Source organism: uncultured Metabacillus sp. (assembly GCF_947503125.1).
In the GTDB taxonomy this organism is placed as follows: Bacteria; Bacillota; Bacilli; order Bacillales; family Bacillaceae; genus Metabacillus.
Genome location: NZ_CANNCR010000020.1, coordinates 14529 through 29951, shown reverse-complemented (window position 1 = coordinate 29951; position 15423 = coordinate 14529). Strand labels below are relative to the sequence as shown.

17 protein-coding genes are annotated in these 15423 nt (G+C 37.1%); 7 read left to right on the top strand and 10 right to left on the bottom strand.

The features are described 5' to 3' along the window. The first annotated feature begins 398 nt into the window (after window positions 1–398). From Q1B07_RS14390 to Q1B07_RS14380, 3 genes are all read left to right on the top strand, one after another. Entirely contained in the window at window positions 399–821 is a 423-nt protein-coding gene (locus Q1B07_RS14390; RefSeq protein ID WP_299091396.1) for an HIT family protein, read from the top strand. Between the two features lie 198 nt (window positions 822–1019). Beyond that, a complete protein-coding gene (serC, locus tag Q1B07_RS14385) occupies window positions 1020–2105 on the top strand; it encodes a 3-phosphoserine/phosphohydroxythreonine transaminase (protein ID WP_299091465.1) in 1086 nt (361 codons plus the stop codon). 177 nt (window positions 2106–2282) lie between these two features. Next, the gene (locus Q1B07_RS14380) at window positions 2283–2807 is read left to right on the top strand and encodes a tryptophan transporter (RefSeq protein WP_299091399.1); all 525 of its coding nucleotides are present in this window, start codon (window positions 2283–2285) and stop codon (window positions 2805–2807) included. 90 nt (window positions 2808–2897) lie between these two features. Here Q1B07_RS14380 and Q1B07_RS14375 read toward each other — a convergent pair whose 3' ends face one another. Further along, entirely contained in the window at window positions 2898–3089 is a 192-nt protein-coding gene (locus tag Q1B07_RS14375) for a hypothetical protein (protein WP_299091402.1), read from the bottom strand. A 329-nt stretch (window positions 3090–3418) separates the two neighbouring features. On the opposite strand from Q1B07_RS14375, the gene Q1B07_RS14370 reads away from it, so the two are divergent. Together Q1B07_RS14370 and Q1B07_RS14365 are read left to right on the top strand one after the other, a co-directional pair. After that, a complete protein-coding gene (locus Q1B07_RS14370; protein ID WP_299091404.1) occupies window positions 3419–3775 on the top strand; it encodes a YtxH domain-containing protein in 357 nt (118 codons plus the stop codon). Window positions 3776–4072: 297 nt separating this feature from the next. Beyond that, complete coding sequence (locus Q1B07_RS14365; RefSeq protein ID WP_299091406.1) at window positions 4073–4663, top strand: HTH-type transcriptional regulator Hpr; 591 nt, start codon at window positions 4073–4075, stop codon at window positions 4661–4663. Window positions 4664–4681: 18 nt separating this feature from the next. On the opposite strand, the gene Q1B07_RS14360 is transcribed toward Q1B07_RS14365, so the two are convergent. Beyond that, on the bottom strand, window positions 4682–5011 hold the full coding sequence (locus Q1B07_RS14360; protein WP_299091409.1) for a DUF1878 family protein: 330 nt from the start codon (window positions 5009–5011) through the stop codon (window positions 4682–4684). 351 nt (window positions 5012–5362) lie between these two features. On the opposite strand from Q1B07_RS14360, the gene Q1B07_RS14355 reads away from it, so the two are divergent. Further along, a complete protein-coding gene (locus Q1B07_RS14355) occupies window positions 5363–5542 on the top strand; it encodes a hypothetical protein (protein WP_046586239.1) in 180 nt (59 codons plus the stop codon). A 131-nt stretch (window positions 5543–5673) separates the two neighbouring features. Here Q1B07_RS14355 and Q1B07_RS14350 read toward each other — a convergent pair whose 3' ends face one another. Together Q1B07_RS14350 and Q1B07_RS14345 are read right to left on the bottom strand one after the other, a co-directional pair. Beyond that, a complete protein-coding gene (locus tag Q1B07_RS14350) occupies window positions 5674–5757 on the bottom strand; it encodes a YjcZ family sporulation protein (protein WP_299091467.1) in 84 nt (27 codons plus the stop codon). A gap of 107 nt (window positions 5758–5864) precedes the next feature. Continuing rightward, window positions 5865–5951 (bottom strand): YjcZ family sporulation protein, encoded by an 87-nt coding sequence (locus Q1B07_RS14345; protein ID WP_299091469.1) that lies wholly within the window; start codon window positions 5949–5951, stop codon window positions 5865–5867. A gap of 304 nt (window positions 5952–6255) precedes the next feature. Here Q1B07_RS14345 and Q1B07_RS14340 point away from each other — a divergent pair, with 304 nt between their 5' ends. Beyond that, complete coding sequence (locus tag Q1B07_RS14340; protein WP_299091416.1) at window positions 6256–7149, top strand: peptidylprolyl isomerase; 894 nt, start codon at window positions 6256–6258, stop codon at window positions 7147–7149. Window positions 7150–7227: 78 nt separating this feature from the next. Here Q1B07_RS14340 and Q1B07_RS14335 read toward each other — a convergent pair whose 3' ends face one another. The 6 genes from Q1B07_RS14335 to Q1B07_RS14310 all read right to left on the bottom strand — a co-directional run bounded on the left by Q1B07_RS14335 (window position 7228) and on the right by Q1B07_RS14310 (window position 15297). Beyond that, on the bottom strand, window positions 7228–7443 hold the full coding sequence (locus tag Q1B07_RS14335; RefSeq protein WP_299091418.1) for a sporulation YhaL family protein: 216 nt from the start codon (window positions 7441–7443) through the stop codon (window positions 7228–7230). A gap of 103 nt (window positions 7444–7546) precedes the next feature. Next, window positions 7547–8491: a 3'-5' exoribonuclease YhaM gene (yhaM, locus tag Q1B07_RS14330; protein ID WP_299091420.1), complete on the bottom strand. Its 945-nt coding sequence runs from the start codon at window positions 8489–8491 to the stop codon at window positions 7547–7549. 180 nt (window positions 8492–8671) lie between these two features. Then, window positions 8672–11656: an AAA family ATPase gene (locus Q1B07_RS14325; protein WP_299091422.1), complete on the bottom strand. Its 2985-nt coding sequence runs from the start codon at window positions 11654–11656 to the stop codon at window positions 8672–8674. Then, the gene (locus Q1B07_RS14320; protein ID WP_299091424.1) at window positions 11653–12900 is read right to left on the bottom strand and encodes a DNA repair exonuclease; all 1248 of its coding nucleotides are present in this window, start codon (window positions 12898–12900) and stop codon (window positions 11653–11655) included. The genes Q1B07_RS14325 and Q1B07_RS14320 overlap by 4 nt, the downstream gene beginning before the upstream one ends. Before the next feature lie 251 nt (window positions 12901–13151). Next, window positions 13152–14405 (bottom strand): ABC transporter permease, encoded by a 1254-nt coding sequence (locus tag Q1B07_RS14315; protein WP_299091427.1) that lies wholly within the window; start codon window positions 14403–14405, stop codon window positions 13152–13154. Next, window positions 14398–15297 carry an ABC transporter ATP-binding protein gene (locus Q1B07_RS14310; RefSeq protein ID WP_299091430.1) on the bottom strand — a complete coding sequence of 300 codons (900 nt, stop codon included), beginning with the start codon at window positions 15295–15297 and terminating at the stop codon, window positions 14398–14400. The genes Q1B07_RS14315 and Q1B07_RS14310 overlap by 8 nt, the downstream gene beginning before the upstream one ends. Window positions 15298–15423 lie beyond the last annotated feature (126 nt).

Here is a 15423-nt window from a genome sequence, read left to right as displayed (position 1 = left end):
ACCTTACGAAATGAGGTGTCTACGGGCCGCAATTCTCTGAATTAAACGCTCGCATATAATCATTTTGTAAACGAGGTGTTTGTCAAAGACATTTTCTCAATCTGTTAAGAAGGATAATCACTTAACAAGGAGATGGTCGTTTTGGACAATGGTGATTTTCACATCAGATAGCATTTACTAAAATGTTAAATGAGGTGTTTGTCAAAGACAATATCCCGAATTTTGAGTAACCTTTCCCTTCTTCTGGAACAGGGTGAGCATCGTTCACCTTGTTCTTTTTTCTTTTCCCTTAAAAATTGTGATAAAATACGATTATCCATAAAACATAACATAATAGCTCTAAAAATGATGTTGAAAAATGTTTTACTAAAAAATTTAAAATAAAGGTGTGTGAGAACATGAGTGATTGTATTTTTTGCAAAATCATCAACGGTGAGATTCCGAGCGCAAAAGTATTTGAAAACGAGCATGTGTATGCATTTCTTGATATTAGTCAAGTAACAAAAGGACATACCCTTGTTATTCCAAAAGTACATAAAGAAAATATTTATGAAATGACGCCTGAAATTGCAAGCAAGCTGTTTGAGGTTGTTCCGCAAATTGCCAATTCAATTAAAAAACACTTCGAGCCTATAGGATTGAATTTATTAAATAATAATGGCGAAAAAGCCGGACAATCCGTTTTCCACTATCATATGCACATCATTCCTAGATATGGTCAAGGAGACGGGTTCGGGGCTGTTTGGAAAAGCCATGCTGACCAATATACACCTGAACAGCTACAAGAAATTGCAACAAAGATTAACGAAGGTATTTCTTAAAAGGGTCTGTCTGTTTAGACCCTTTTTATACCGTTAAAAAACATGTTTTATTAAGTGCCTAACCTCTCATTCATTACTCTTTAATATTGATAACGCTTTCCATATCAACATTCACAAAGATGAAAATATTCAGTCTATATTTCCGGCAATTTTCATGTTAGGATATGAGTATTATTCAACGTACAAACCAAGGAGGCAATACAGTTGAGAGCTTATAATTTCAATGCAGGACCAGCGGCGATTCCATTACCTGTGCTTGAACGGGCACAAAAAGAATTAGTTAATTTCCAAAATACAGGAATGTCTGTAATGGAGCTTAGTCATCGCAGTAAGGATTATGAGGAAGTACACAACCGAGCAAATGCTTTACTTAGGGAGCTTTTAGGTATTCCCGACACATATGAAGTCCTATTTTTACAAGGCGGGGCAAGCCTGCAGTTTTCAATGATTCCAATGAATTTTCTTCACGAAAACAAAACAGCTCATTTTATTATGTCTGGGGCATGGTCTGAAAAAGCACTAAAAGAAGCACAGCTTTTAGGAGAAACCCGTATTTTAGCATCAAGCAAGGATGAGAATTATACGCATATCCCTAAAGACTATTCTTTAAATGAGATTGAAGATGGAGCTTATTTGCATATCACATCTAACAACACGATTTTCGGTACTCAATGGAAGGAATACCCAACTAGTCCAATCCCATTAATTGCTGATATGTCCAGCGATATTTTATGCAAAGAAATCGATGTGAAGAAATTTTCACTTATTTATGCCGGAGCACAAAAAAATCTTGGTCCTTCAGGTGTAACAGTTGTTATTGTGAAAAAAGACTTTTTAGAAACAGCACGTACGAATGTGCCTACCATTTTAAAGTATTCAACACATGCGAAAAATAACTCTTTATATAACACACCGCCAACCTTCGCCATCTATATGCTGTCACTTGTATTAGAGTGGGTTAAGGAGCAAGGCGGCGTGAAAAGCATTCAAAAAATCAACGAAGAAAAAGCGGGCTATATTTATGCCGCTATTGACGAAAGCGAAGGGTTTTATAAAGCACACGCTACTGAAGACAGCCGTTCTTTAATGAATATTACCTTCACGCTGCCTAACGAAGAGTTAACGAAGAAATTCCTTCAAGCAGCAAAGGAACGTAACTTTATTGGTCTTGCAGGCCATCGTTCAGTAGGCGGCTGCAGAGCTTCTACTTACAACGCGGTTCCTAAAGAAGCATGTATCGCATTAGCTCAATTCATGACTGAATTTAAAAATCAACATCAATGATCTACTTCTTAACGGGCTGACTCATCATTTAAAGAGTCAGCCCTTTTTTCACTTGCTGAAAAATTCTGTACGTTCTGACACTTTACTGCTATAATATGACTAACATCTCTCGCATTAGGAAATCAGTTCACTATTGGGGAGAAATTAGTTCTTAGTTTAGAAGAGGAGAGTGGAGAAATGAATACAAGAGTGTTAGTTATCCTTTCTTTATTTGCTGCGATCGGGGCCGTGCTTCATATGGTGATCCCGCCCTTTTACCAAGGGATGAAACCGGATATGATGCTGATTATGATGTTTATTGGAATCCTTTTATTTCCTAGTTTAAAAAATGTCACATTACTTGGGATTGTGACAGGAATTCTGTCTGCCCTGACAACACAGTTTCCAGGCGGTCAACTTCCAAATCTCATAGACAAATTCATTACAGCATTTGTGTTCTTCGGTTTATTGTTAGCAGTAAAGAAAATAGCCCAAAAAGTAGCAACGGCTACAGTGCTAACTGTAATCGGAACAATTGTTTCAGGAACTATTTTCTTGTCATCTGCACTTGTTATAGCTGGTTTACCTGAGGGTACAGCCTTTACCGCACTGTTCTTAACAGTTGTTTTACCAGCAACATTATTTAATGGAGCAGCAATGGTCATTATTCTGCCAATTATTCAAGCTATTTTTAAACGCTCAAATTTAACAACTACTGTCTAAGTATCGTAACCCGATCCATTCCATGATCGGGTTTTCTTTTTCCCGCCGTTTTTTGACTTTCATCAAAAGCAATAAGCTACCCTTAAAAATCTATTGAAAATAAAGCAAAAGTACACCAATCAGCAATGCTACTGCCCCTCCAGAAGCAAGAACAGTTATTTTTTGTTTGACAATTTTTTTAGGTGGATAAGATGCTGATTGCTGGAGAAGTTTAAAATAATGAAAAGCTCCAATAAAAAGTAATAGACTAATCACAAAAAATAAAAAGATCACACCTGCCATACTCATCCCCCTTTAAATTTTTTTGCTCTTTAAACTAGTTTGTTGATTTCCGCTGCAGGAGTTCATCTTTAGCGGGTGTTCTGGGAGCCTTCTCAGCGTTACGTGCCTGATTAGGTCTCCCCTGTCCCGTTGTTCCCGACCTTAGAACATGTCCAATGATAAACCTGCCTAAACAACCAAGCCACTTAAGCCTTATATAAATAACTATGCCAGATACGATTATTCTATGTATAATGTTTAATGAAGACAGATTTGGGTACTTTGGTAAGAAGGATGTTTTTTACTGATGAAGAAATTTACATATACCAATAATGATTGGAGTGCTGAACATGTCAAATAACAAATCATTATTATGCGGTTTCGTTGTTGGCGGCATTATTGGAGGAATTGCTACGTTACTTGCGGCTCCTTCGTCTGGAAAGGAGCTTCGCAGCCAACTGAACCTTAACCGTAAAAAGCTTGAGGAAACACTAAACCAGTTGAAGTCCGAAAGCATTGCCTTAAAAAATCAAGTGATCATAACAGCTAAAGAAAGCTCTGAAGTCATAAAAGAAGTTTCCACTGATCTAAAAAGAACCATTAATCAATTTCAGAAAGAAATCGAACCACATAAAAAAGATCTGCAAAAAGAAATTGAAGAAGTAGAACAAAAAATAAAGCAGCTTGAACAAACGTTACAATCATAGGATAAGAGTCTCTGCTGCAAAATCCGCATAAAGACTTATTTTAATCGCTTTTCCCTAGTCATTTGATAAAGTTTTTCCCTCGCTTAAATTAACATTTGTTCATCTAAATATTTTTGTTTTCAAATAAAAAGTGTGTTAGACAAAATTTGTTAACACACTTTTTTATGCCGTCAAGTCTTGATATATAAGGAATTATGAAAATATTTAAAAATTTCGTAAATTTACATCTTTATTAATCTTTATTTTATTGGCATAATAGAGAATAATACATTTAGGGAAGAACAGGGGTGACCGGTGATGAAGCATAATGAAAAGGAATATACAATTAAAGAAGCCTTATTATTTAGTCAACGCGTTGCGCAGCTTAGTAAAGCATTATGGAAAACAATCGAAAAAGATTGGCAGCAGTGGATCAAGCCTTATGATCTGAATATCAACGAGCACCATATTCTTTGGATTGCTGACCATTTAAATGGGGCTTCCATTTCAGAGATTGCTAAATTCGGAGTAATGCATGTGTCTACTGCATTTAATTTTTCAAAAAAGCTTGAGGAAAGAGGCTATTTAGAGTTTTCCAAAAAAGTTAATGATAAGCGAAATACGTATATTAAGCTTACTAAACAAGGTGAGGAAGTTCTTGCACAGCTTTTAGAGGATTTTAGCCCAGATAGGAACTCTGTTTTTAAAGGGGCTCTCCCCCTCCAAAATCTGTATGGGAAGTTTCCTGAAATGATTGAAATGATGTGCATCATCCGCAATATTTATGGAGATGATTTTATGGAGATTTTTGAACGCTCCTTTAATAATATTGAGAATTCATTTTATGAGGAAAATGGTACCCTTACAAAAAAAGAACGTAAGACTGAGCAATTATTATCCTCGAGCTGACGTTACTCCATGCAATCTTCACATTAGGGCAAGAAATTCTTTCATTAAAGAGCGATACAAGCCCTGTTTTGCCATAGCTTGAATGGTTTCACCGATTTCAAGCTTTTCATTTAGCTGACCTGCAAACTGCGTAAGGAGATCTGTAAAGATCACTAATCCTTGCGCTTTTTGTTCCTCATGAAGAAAAGCGAGTTCATCGCATATTTTATATAGTTCTTCTATTTCATCCCTCGTCAATCCTTTTTCCATAACCAAACGATAGAAAGGAAATCGATTGGGCTCAATCATTTGCAGCAACAACGTTTGATAATATTCCAACGTCTCCAAACGTTTTTCTAATGAATCCATGCCGTACCTTCTTTCTAATCACCATTCTTGACCTTTATTGTATAGTATTTCCTGTTTTTTAGAAAGCTACAAAAGACAAACGCGACCAGATTTTTTTACTTTTTTCGTATACTGTTAGAATGAAAGGTAAATGATGTTATTTGATTAATAGGATCTTGATTTCCCATCCAGGACGTAGCGGTTTAAGTACGATAAGTACTAAATCTACTAGCTTAAGTTTCAAAATGATCATAACGACCAGATGCTTTTGTCACTTTTTTACATTTTCATCATTTTCCTAAGATTCAAAGCTATCTTTTTCATAAATAGTTTGGTAATCTAATATGTATAGTGAGGGAAGGGGGATCTCAAATGTTAATTTTCTTCATTTTGTTTGCAGTCTTTATCTTGTTTTATATAAACAAGCTTACAAATGCTTTATGCTTAGTACGTGAGATTCCTGAAGACCGCCAAACAAAGGTATTTAGAACAATAAATGTTCTTATTACGATTTTGTTAATTTCTTCATACATAGAAATCTTGTTTACTTAGGAATTAATAACCTGGACAGATGAGTTAAAATGGCAATTCAATTCATAATTAATGATGGGCTGTATCAATTGGTCTTTAACATTAAACAAAGAGGCTGCCTCTTTTGTTTGAGACAGCCCCATTTTCTCATCTTATAACCATGCTGCACCAACAATGATTAACAAAATGAACAATACAACGATCAAAGCGAATCCGCTTGCGTATCCTCCGCTCATTATGACACCCCCTTTCAATATAGTTACGGTATCCTATGCTGAAAAGCCTATGACCGAATAGGCATCTGCCGCATTTATAAAAAAATTATCCGGTTTCCGGTCCTCTTTTAATAAAGATAAGAAGCCCCAATAATGATTAGCAAAATAAACAATACGACAATCAATGCAAAGTTGTTATTATATCCTTTACTCATATCAATTACCTCCTTTATCTTTTCAAAATATCCTATGATAAATGGTCCTTTATGTTTGGACGTTTGCCCAGTTTTTAAAAAATTCATCTTATTCCCTAAAAAGAAACGTCTAAAAATGTTGAATAACCTTGAAAAAACTTTTTGATTTTGTCACATTATGGTATAGTATTTCTTGTACTATCTTGGAATGTAACGTTTCCATTTCTGGGGCAGTATAAGAATAACAGCGTCTTTCGCCATTTAGACTTGGCGTTTTACCAATGTAATACTTTCTAAATATCATAACTAGGAGTTGTATTAAAGGATGAAAAAGGTAGCAATTGCACTAGCAGCAGCGACAAGCCTCTTTGCTTTAAGCGCTTGCAATAACGGAGATTCAGAGGCTGTTGTAGAGACGAAAGCAGGTAATATTACAAAAGAAGAATTTTACGGAGCGATGAAGGAACGATTTGGTGAAGATGTTCTAACAGAGCTTGTTCACGAAAAGGTGTTAAGCGAAAAATATGAAGTTTCCGATAAGGAAGTTCAGGCAGAGTTCGATAAATATAAAACACAATTAGGCGCTCAATTTACAAGCATGGTTGAAATGCAAGGAGAAGATGTTGTTAAACAAATTCTTAAAGTCGACTTGCTTAGAAAGAAAGCAGCCGAAGCTGAAGTAAAAGTGACAGATGAGGATTTAAAGGAATACTACGATACGCTTGAAGGTAAAGTGAAAGCAAGCCACATCTTGGTAGAAGATGAAGCGAAGGCGAAAGAAGTAAAAGATAAGCTTGCTAAAGGCGAAAAATTTGAAGACCTAGCAAAAGAATACTCAACAGATCCAGGATCAGCGCAAAATGGCGGAGATTTAGGCTGGTTCGGGAAAGGTCAAATGGTGAAAGAATTTGAAGACGCAGCCTTTAAATTAAAAGAAGGCCAAGTGAGTGAACCAATTAAAACAGATTACGGTTATCATATTATTAAAGTTACCCAAACAGTAAAACCATTTGATGAAATGAAGGAATCCTTAACAGAGGATGTACGTAACCAAAAACTCCAGCAGCCTGACACAGTCCAGTCTGCGTTAGATAAAGCGATAAAGGATGCAAATGTTGAAGTAAAGGATGACGACTTTAAGGATTTATTTAAGGAACCTAAAGCTGAAGCTGAAACAGATACAAAAACAGAAACAAAAGCTGACTCAGAAGAAAAATAATAAACACCCACCGAAAGCATGGTGTTGTAACAAAGAGAAAAGAGGCTGAAATCCAGCCTCTTTTTTGCATTAAAGTTTTTAACTCGCAGATTGGTCATTTGGAACCTGTTGTTGTTCCAATAATTCCCGCTTCTTTTGGCGCTCTTGTTCGATTCGATCAATAAATACTTGTCCTTCCTTCTCGATAAACTCATCATCAATCTGTTTATCCTCCCGAGCGGTTTTAAACGCCATGTAACCACTAACAAGGATCCCGATAATACATACATATATCCACCACGGTAATAAAAGCATGTATGCTCCCCCTTTTATAACTTGTGTATGATATGACAAGCCCTTTTACTAAAAACTATGCAAGGAAAGCAAATGTTATTCCTACTATAGATGGATCGATCATTTATTTATGAAAGGTTGGTTTGTAAAAAGAGCGGTTATCTAAGGCAAAGACTCTCTCTGTATATTCGCCTGGCTTCACTCGTTCAAGAGCACGATCGAGCATGTTCATTTTCGCATCAAGGTTATCAATATAATGAAGAATTTCTGCCTCTTTAATCATTGGCGGTTTTGGACTTCCCCATTCTGCCTTGCCATGATGACTTAAAACTAGATGCTGAAGAACAACCACTTCTTCTCCTTCAATTTGCAAATGCTCAGCAGCTTTGGCAATTTCATTTACCATAATCGATATATGACCTAATAGGTTTCCTTCGACCGTATACGTTGTGCTGATTGGTCCTGAAAGTTCAATTACCTTCCCTAAGTCATGTAGGATGACACCTGAATAAAGCAAGTCGGTATCAAGACTTGGGTATAAAGTGGCAATTGATTTGGCTAAATCAAGCATTGAGACAACATGGTATGCTAAGCCTGAGACAAATTCATGATGATTTTTTGTTGCAGCTGGATATTCCATAAAGGCTGCTCCATGCTTTTTTAAGAGATATCTTGTTATCCGTTGAATTTTAGGGTTTTTCATTTCAAAAATATATTGTGTAATTTTATCGTTCATCACGTCCTTTGGAACTGGAGCCGTTTCTAAAAAGTCCGAGATATCAACAGTCTCATCCTCATTCTTTGGACGTATGTTACGAATTTTCAATTGATTTCGGCCGCGATAATGGTGGATATCTCCATAGATTTTTACAATGCTTTGGGGAGCATAGGTAGCCTCATCTTCCGGAGTAGCATCCCAAAGCTTTGCTTCTATTTCACCTGAAGTATCCTGTAAAATAAGTGTTAAGAATGCCTTTCCATTGCTGGCAATCCCCTTTGTTGAAGACTTGATAAGCAGATGTACATCCACTTGCTCCCCAACATCATAATAGAGTATTCCTTTCCCCATAATCAAAGCTCCTCTCAGTTTTTAAAGTTTCTGTTTAAGGTATATTTTATCAATGCCATTTTGCCATTGTTAGCAAATTACCTTTTCCAAAATGCATATCTTTTTATCTTAAATCATTTATGTATGGTTTAGTATAGCATAGGAATCGATTCTACGGCTTTATCACACATAAATCTTACCTTATCCTGCATTTATCTCTGATAGATTGATAACATGATGAAACAAAGCTGATTTTGCCATATGCTGATGACATGTAAAGTAAATGACCTGGTTTTCCTGCTTAAGCTCCTGTAAAAGCTTCACGCTATTAGCCGTTCGCTGATGATCAAAATGAACAAAACTGTCATCAATCATAATCGGTAGTCGAATCTGTTCATTGATGGATTTAATCAAAGCTAAACGAATCGACAGATACAATTGTTCGGCAGTTGCTTGGCTAAGTTCTTCCGCATAAAAGCTAATCCCATCTTTGCGTTCAACAATAAACGATTGCTTATTTTCAGGTAAAAACACATGCCGATATTTATTAGATGTGAGCTTTTTAAAATACAGTTCAATATAGGTGATTAATGCGGGAAGCTTCGTTTTCCGATGTCGTTCTACTGTTTGGTTTAATAAATCCTTTGCTAGCGCCCGAATGACCCACTGCTCAGCATACTCCCTCACCACAGCCTTTTCATTTTCAAATGCATGGCGGAGATGTGAATACATACCGCTTTGTTCCATGTCCTTAAGCTTAATAATGACACTGGAGTATTTTTGCTGTGCTGCTTTTTCACTGTTTTCAACAGCCTCTATCGCTTTTTCGAGTTCAAGTAATGTTTCATCAATCCCATCACATTCGGCAACATGAATCGTCTCTAGATCAAGCAGCTTTTCTGTAGTCAGCTGCTTTTCAATCCACAATAACTGTTTATTTAATTCTTCCCTTTCAAGGTGGCTTTTGGCAAGCTTACGGAATTCTTCCTCATCCTCAACGCCCACTTTCTTTAATAACGTCCCCTTTTCCTGTTTCAAAAAGCTAATCTTTTCTGTTAGTGTGTTCATTGCTTCTATCGTTTCTGCTTTACGTTCCAATACTTTCATTCGCTTCTTATTCTTATCAGCTTCGATACTGGAAAGATTCATTAACTCATATACCGCTTCTTCAATCTCAGTTTGTGTAATGCCACAAGCTTCCTTTGCTTCAGCAACTGCTTGTTCATATTGCACCAGCTCTTCCTTTATTTCTTTTAGCCCTGAGAGAAGCTGCTGTTTTTTTAGCAGCAGCTGTTGAAGATGCTGCAAAAGGTCAAATGCTTCTAACAAAGCTTCTGCTGAGGTATTTTTCTCTAGTTTTAGCTGTTTCGCTAATTGAGCAATCCGCTCTGAACATTGAAATTGGTCTTTTTCCCATTCCTCATAAAGCTTTAACACACGATCATAGGTTTTTTCATGCTGTTTATGCAGAAGCTGCTCATGATGAATCTCCTGCTTTCGTTTATTATCTTTTTCAAGCAAATTCATCATTTTGGACAATGATTGAACGTCTCCGTCTCTTTCCCCAAGTGATGATAGTTCTCTTTCAAGTGCCTGCTGTTTTTCCCTTAAATGAATGATCAGAGGGTCCTCTTTTTGCAGAACACGCTTTACTTGCAGACAGGCTAAAATCATACCGCCTATCAAAATGCTAGCAACCAGCCAGTTTTGTTGAGTGCTGAAATAAAGGGCAATTATTAATAATAACACAGACAAACCGCCAAGAAGAAAGCCGCGTTGTTTAATCTCTTGCTTATGCTCACCTTTTCTCTGCTTTATTTGTGAGAGAATTTGCTGATGCTCTGCTTTTAAATGGGATGGATTTAAAGCTTCTTTTTTCGCAATTTCATTTTCCAATGAGATTCTTTCCGCATCTGATAAGACATCCTTTTCGAGATCACTAAGCTTCCATTCAGCTTCTTCCAATGAGGTTTTAGCTTGCTCAAATTGGCTGTCTAACATTTCCTTCCGCTGTTTTAAGTGTTGGTCATCAGCTAGTACCTTTTTGATTGACTCCTTTATTGGAACAGTGGCTGGAATCTTGACTATATCCTCATCTTGGAGGTGAGGATATAACCTCTGTTTATAAAGAGCTAATTCATTTTGCAGCTGCTCAAGACTTTGTTCCTGCTGATGTCTTTTTTTGCTTTTTTCCTTATATAATGGAAGCTGTTCACGCAAAGAGTGAATGTCTGGAAGCATTTGCAGCAGCGTCTCATTGACAATAAGCTTTTCCTCCTCAGCTTCGTATTGCCGGATTTTACTTTGCATGGAATGCAGCTGTGCTTCCATTGGCTGAAGAGTCAATAACAGATGATCCAGTTTTTTCAACCCATCCTCTGGAAAGCCCGCCGTATCGGGAAGCAGTCTTAATTGTTCTAAACACCAATTTTTTTCCCTGATCATAGGAAGAACCGATTGCAGCTTTTCAAGCTCCCTTTGCTTTGTTACATACTGCTTTTTTTCCTCATCTAACGAATGGAGCTGTTCTTCCAAAGATTCTCTTTCACCTACCAAATATTGGTACCCGTTGTTTTTTCGTTTTGCTTCAAGCAATTGACTATTGCTCTCTTTTAGCTTCGAAAGGGCCTCATTCAGTACGGGCCTTTTTCCGCTAGGCTTATAGAGCGAGTCTTGTTGCTTGATAAGGGAATGTTCAACTGCAAATAAGGCATCTGCTCCATAAATGCTTGATAAAAACAAAAACTTTCCAATTTGATCTGAATTTAGTTTTTGGACCTGTTGAAGCCCGTGTATATCAAAAGAGAAAATCGACTTATACGTTTCTCTGTCGATCCCTCCCAGCAATGTTTGTAAATGCTCTTCTTTAACCATATCACCCTGTTCTGATTCAATCTTTAGTTCTCCACCAGCTTTTCCAGGGCGTCTTTCTATTTTTAGACGAATATTATCTATCGTACGTACAATCAAGTAACCACCATATGCAGAGCCATTTTTGGGTTCATAACGATTTTCGGTTTGCAGCTTTGTAGGAAATCCAAATAGAATGCTATGAATAAAGGACATAATTGTCGATTTTCCGGCTTCGTTTTCACCGTAAATGACCTGGAGCTCTGGATCTTCTAATGTAATACGTTGATTCTCAAACTTTCCATAGCCATATATCATTAGTTCTTCAATTTTCAAGACTTCTTCACCTCACTTTGCTCTACTAATTCTTTATGTATAAGCTGTTCTGCCTCTGCTAATAGCTGCTTTTGTTCCTCCAACGTAAACGCAGCAATGTATTTTCGGTAGAGTGGATGCTGAGCGAGCGGCTGAATGACCTCTTCAAAAGACTGATAGTTTTCAACTGTCGTATGCAAATCATTGAAAAAGGAAGAAAGCTTTGGATTTTTTTCAATAGAATCGGTCGCTTGATTAACAATTTTGACCACCCAGACAAACGGGTCATATTCGGCTTCTTCCTCATTAAGCGCATCGATTAAATCTTGTATCGTTTCCTTGGATTGCAGAGAGCGGGATAAATCACCAGCACCTGTTAATGTTATCGTTAAACAAACAGAGCGTTGATTCTTACGAAACTGTTCAATTGCACTTTGACACTCACTTATTAATTCTGAAAAACTAGTAAGGCTGCTAATTGAGAGTTCAACATCTTCCCAAATCACTTCCTCTGTGGAAATGAACTCCATACTCGCCCTGTCTTCATGCATAGCAACTAAATAAAACCCTTTTTCACCTGCTTCCTTACGATGCCTTCCTTGAATATTTCCCGGATACGCGATAATTGGATTTCGTTCATGAAGAATCTGACGTTTATGAATATGTCCCAATGCCCAATAATCAAAGTCCTTGCTGACTAAATCACTGATTTTAAACGGACAATACACATCATGCTCTTTATTTCCCTCTATTGAACCATGGAGCATTCCAATGTGAAAAACAGAATGATTGTCCTTTTTCTGATAGTGAGTTGTCATATTTTCGATAACCGAACGGGAAGGATAGCTATATCCATATATATAGGCATGGGGGGTTCCGCCTTTTGAAAAGATCTCCAATTCAACCTGCTTGCTTGAGAAGACATGAACATTGCCGGGCCAGTCAAGATCCAGCCATTTTCCTCCTAAATGATCATGATTGCCATGAATAACATATACTTTTATGCCAGCTTGAGCCAGTCGTTCAAATTCCTTTTTTAACCTTAGCTGTGCCTTTAGACTTCTCTCCTCAGCATCATATAAATCCCCTGATAGAAGGACGAAATCAACCTGTTCTTTAATCGCGATTGAAATTAACTTCGAAAAAGCTAGGAACGTGCTTTCCTTCATTTTCTCAAATAACTGTGAAGGCAAATGCTTTAAGCCTACAAACGGACTATCAATATGCAAATCTGCGGCATGGATAAATCGAATTGATTTTCTCATAAATTTATTCCACCTTTATATTTGGACCTTCTCTATCTGTTTCCCATCTTAATGATAAAGTCTTACTTTATTTTACCATCGTTAAAATGCGAATGCACGTTCCCAACTCAAAAGAATAAGGGCTGCCTTAAAAAAGTCAGCCCATTTTCATGTTAAAGTAATTTAAATATATATAGTAAACATATGTGATTGAGGAATTAAGAGCCGGTCTCCTTTAGTTTGAGTCCCGGCTCTACTTAAGCACATAATCCCTACTTATCCTTCGACATCAGCAAAGCCCTTTTTAAATCTTTAAAGGATGAGGACTTTCCGTAAATAAGAACACCGCCTTTATACACTCGGGCGCCAAAGATAGCCAGCAGCGTAATGGAAGCAATGAGAATGACAAACGATAAACCGATCTCCCAAGCCGGAATATTCAGCATACCTACCCGCAAAAACATAATCATTGGAGTAAAAAATGGTATATAGGAACTAATAGTAATAAATGTAGTATCCGGGTTTGACAGTCCAAACATCGCGATCATAAATGCTCCAACGATTATGAAAATCATTGGTGAGATTAATTGCTGGGCATCTTCAATTCTGCTGACAAGCGAACCAAGAAAGGCTGCGAGTGTTGCAAATAGGAAATATCCTAATAGGAAGTAAATTCCTGCATAAATAAACGTTGAGAGCGGAAGCTCGGTAAATCCTAAAAACCCGCCTGTTACTGTATTTAAATCTTCAAATTTTGATTGAATCGATAAATACCCGCCTACAAGAATAATAACCATTTGCGTGATGCTCACTAAACCAATCCCAATTAACTTTGCAAACATTTGCTTTACTGGAGACACACTGGATATGAGGATTTCCATCACTCGAGATGATTTTTCTGTTGCGACTTCAGTTGCGATCATGCTGGCATAAAAGATTACAGAGAAATAGATGACAAACAGCAATACATAGACAAGCCCTCTCGCTTGATTCAATTCCTCTTCTGATTTCGCATTATTTTCTAAAGCGACTTTATTTACTTCAACAGGCTGAAACAATTGGGTTAATTCGTCCGACTCAATGCCAAGCCGCTCTCTGCCTATTTCCAGCTTTGATTGCTGGAGAACCTGCTCAATTTGAGTAAAGACCTCTTGATCTGTTATTGATAATGTTTTAACAGTTGCTGTGGGAAACTGATTTTCGTCATAAGCTAGGATAATAAAGCCATCCAGTTCCTCTTCCAGCACTTGATTTTTAAGCGCAGATTCTGAAGTTGCAGCTTTTTCCACCTTAAAAGGCACTCCATTGACTTCGAGATTCCTTTCAAACACAGGATACAGATTTTCTGTTTGATCAAGAACAGCAAAGTTTTTTGGACCATCGTCATTAGAGAAGGTGTCAATAATGGTCGTGATATTTGATAAACCAAAAAGAATGAGTACCGTCAGTAAAGTAGTAATAATAAAGGATTTTGTTTTAATTTTGTTCGTATACGTGTGTGCAACCATAATCCAAAACTTATTCATAGGAAGCACCTACCTTCTCTACAAAAATATCATTTAATGATGGTTCTTCAAGGGCAAATTTTCGAACAAAGCCTTGATTTTGCAGCTTCTGAAAAATATGTTGTGAGATTTTATCATGTTCAACTTGGAGCTCGACACCTTCAGAGGTTTTCTTAAATTTTGTCACACCGGGGGTTTCCTTTAAGAAGTCCATATCAAAATCACCTTGTACAAATACGTTCTTCTTCCCAAATGATCTTTTAATCTCACGAAGTGAACCATGAACAACAGGCTTTCCATGATGCATAATACATAAATGCTGGCAAAGCTCTTCAACATGCTCCATACGATGGCTCGCAAATACAATCGAGGTGCCAGATTCTTTTAAATCAACGACGGCTTTCTTTAATAATTCAACATTTACTGGATCCAATCCGCTAAAAGGCTCATCTAAAATAAGAAGCTTTGGTTTATGTAAAACAGCTGCAATAAATTGAATTTTTTGTTGATTTCCTTTTGAAAGCTCCTCGACCTTTTTATTTGCATATTCAGGAACTTTAAACCGCTCAAGCCAACGATCCATTTCAGCTAACGCTTCGTTCTTGGACATTCCTTTTAATCTGCCTAAATAAATGAGTTGGTCCTTTACTTTCAGCTTTGGGTACAAACCTCTCTCTTCAGGTAAGTATCCAATTTGATTACTTTCTTCATAGGAAATTTTTTTATCATTCCATGTAATTGATCCTTCAGATGGGGTTAATAATCCGAGAATCATCCGAAAGGTTGTCGTTTTGCCGGCACCGTTTGCTCCAAGGAAACCAAAAATCTCTCTTTCTGGAATCGCTAGTGATAGCTGATCAACTGCAGTGTGTGAACCGAATCGTTTTGTAACATGATCTACATACAGAACCATACGCTCTCCTCCTTTGTGACTACTTTATACGAACAACATTGATAAAGGTTTCATTTACCAAGCAGGAAATCGAAAGAAGACTAAGAATGATATAAGCATAATATTTTTTACAAGGGAAGGAATGGG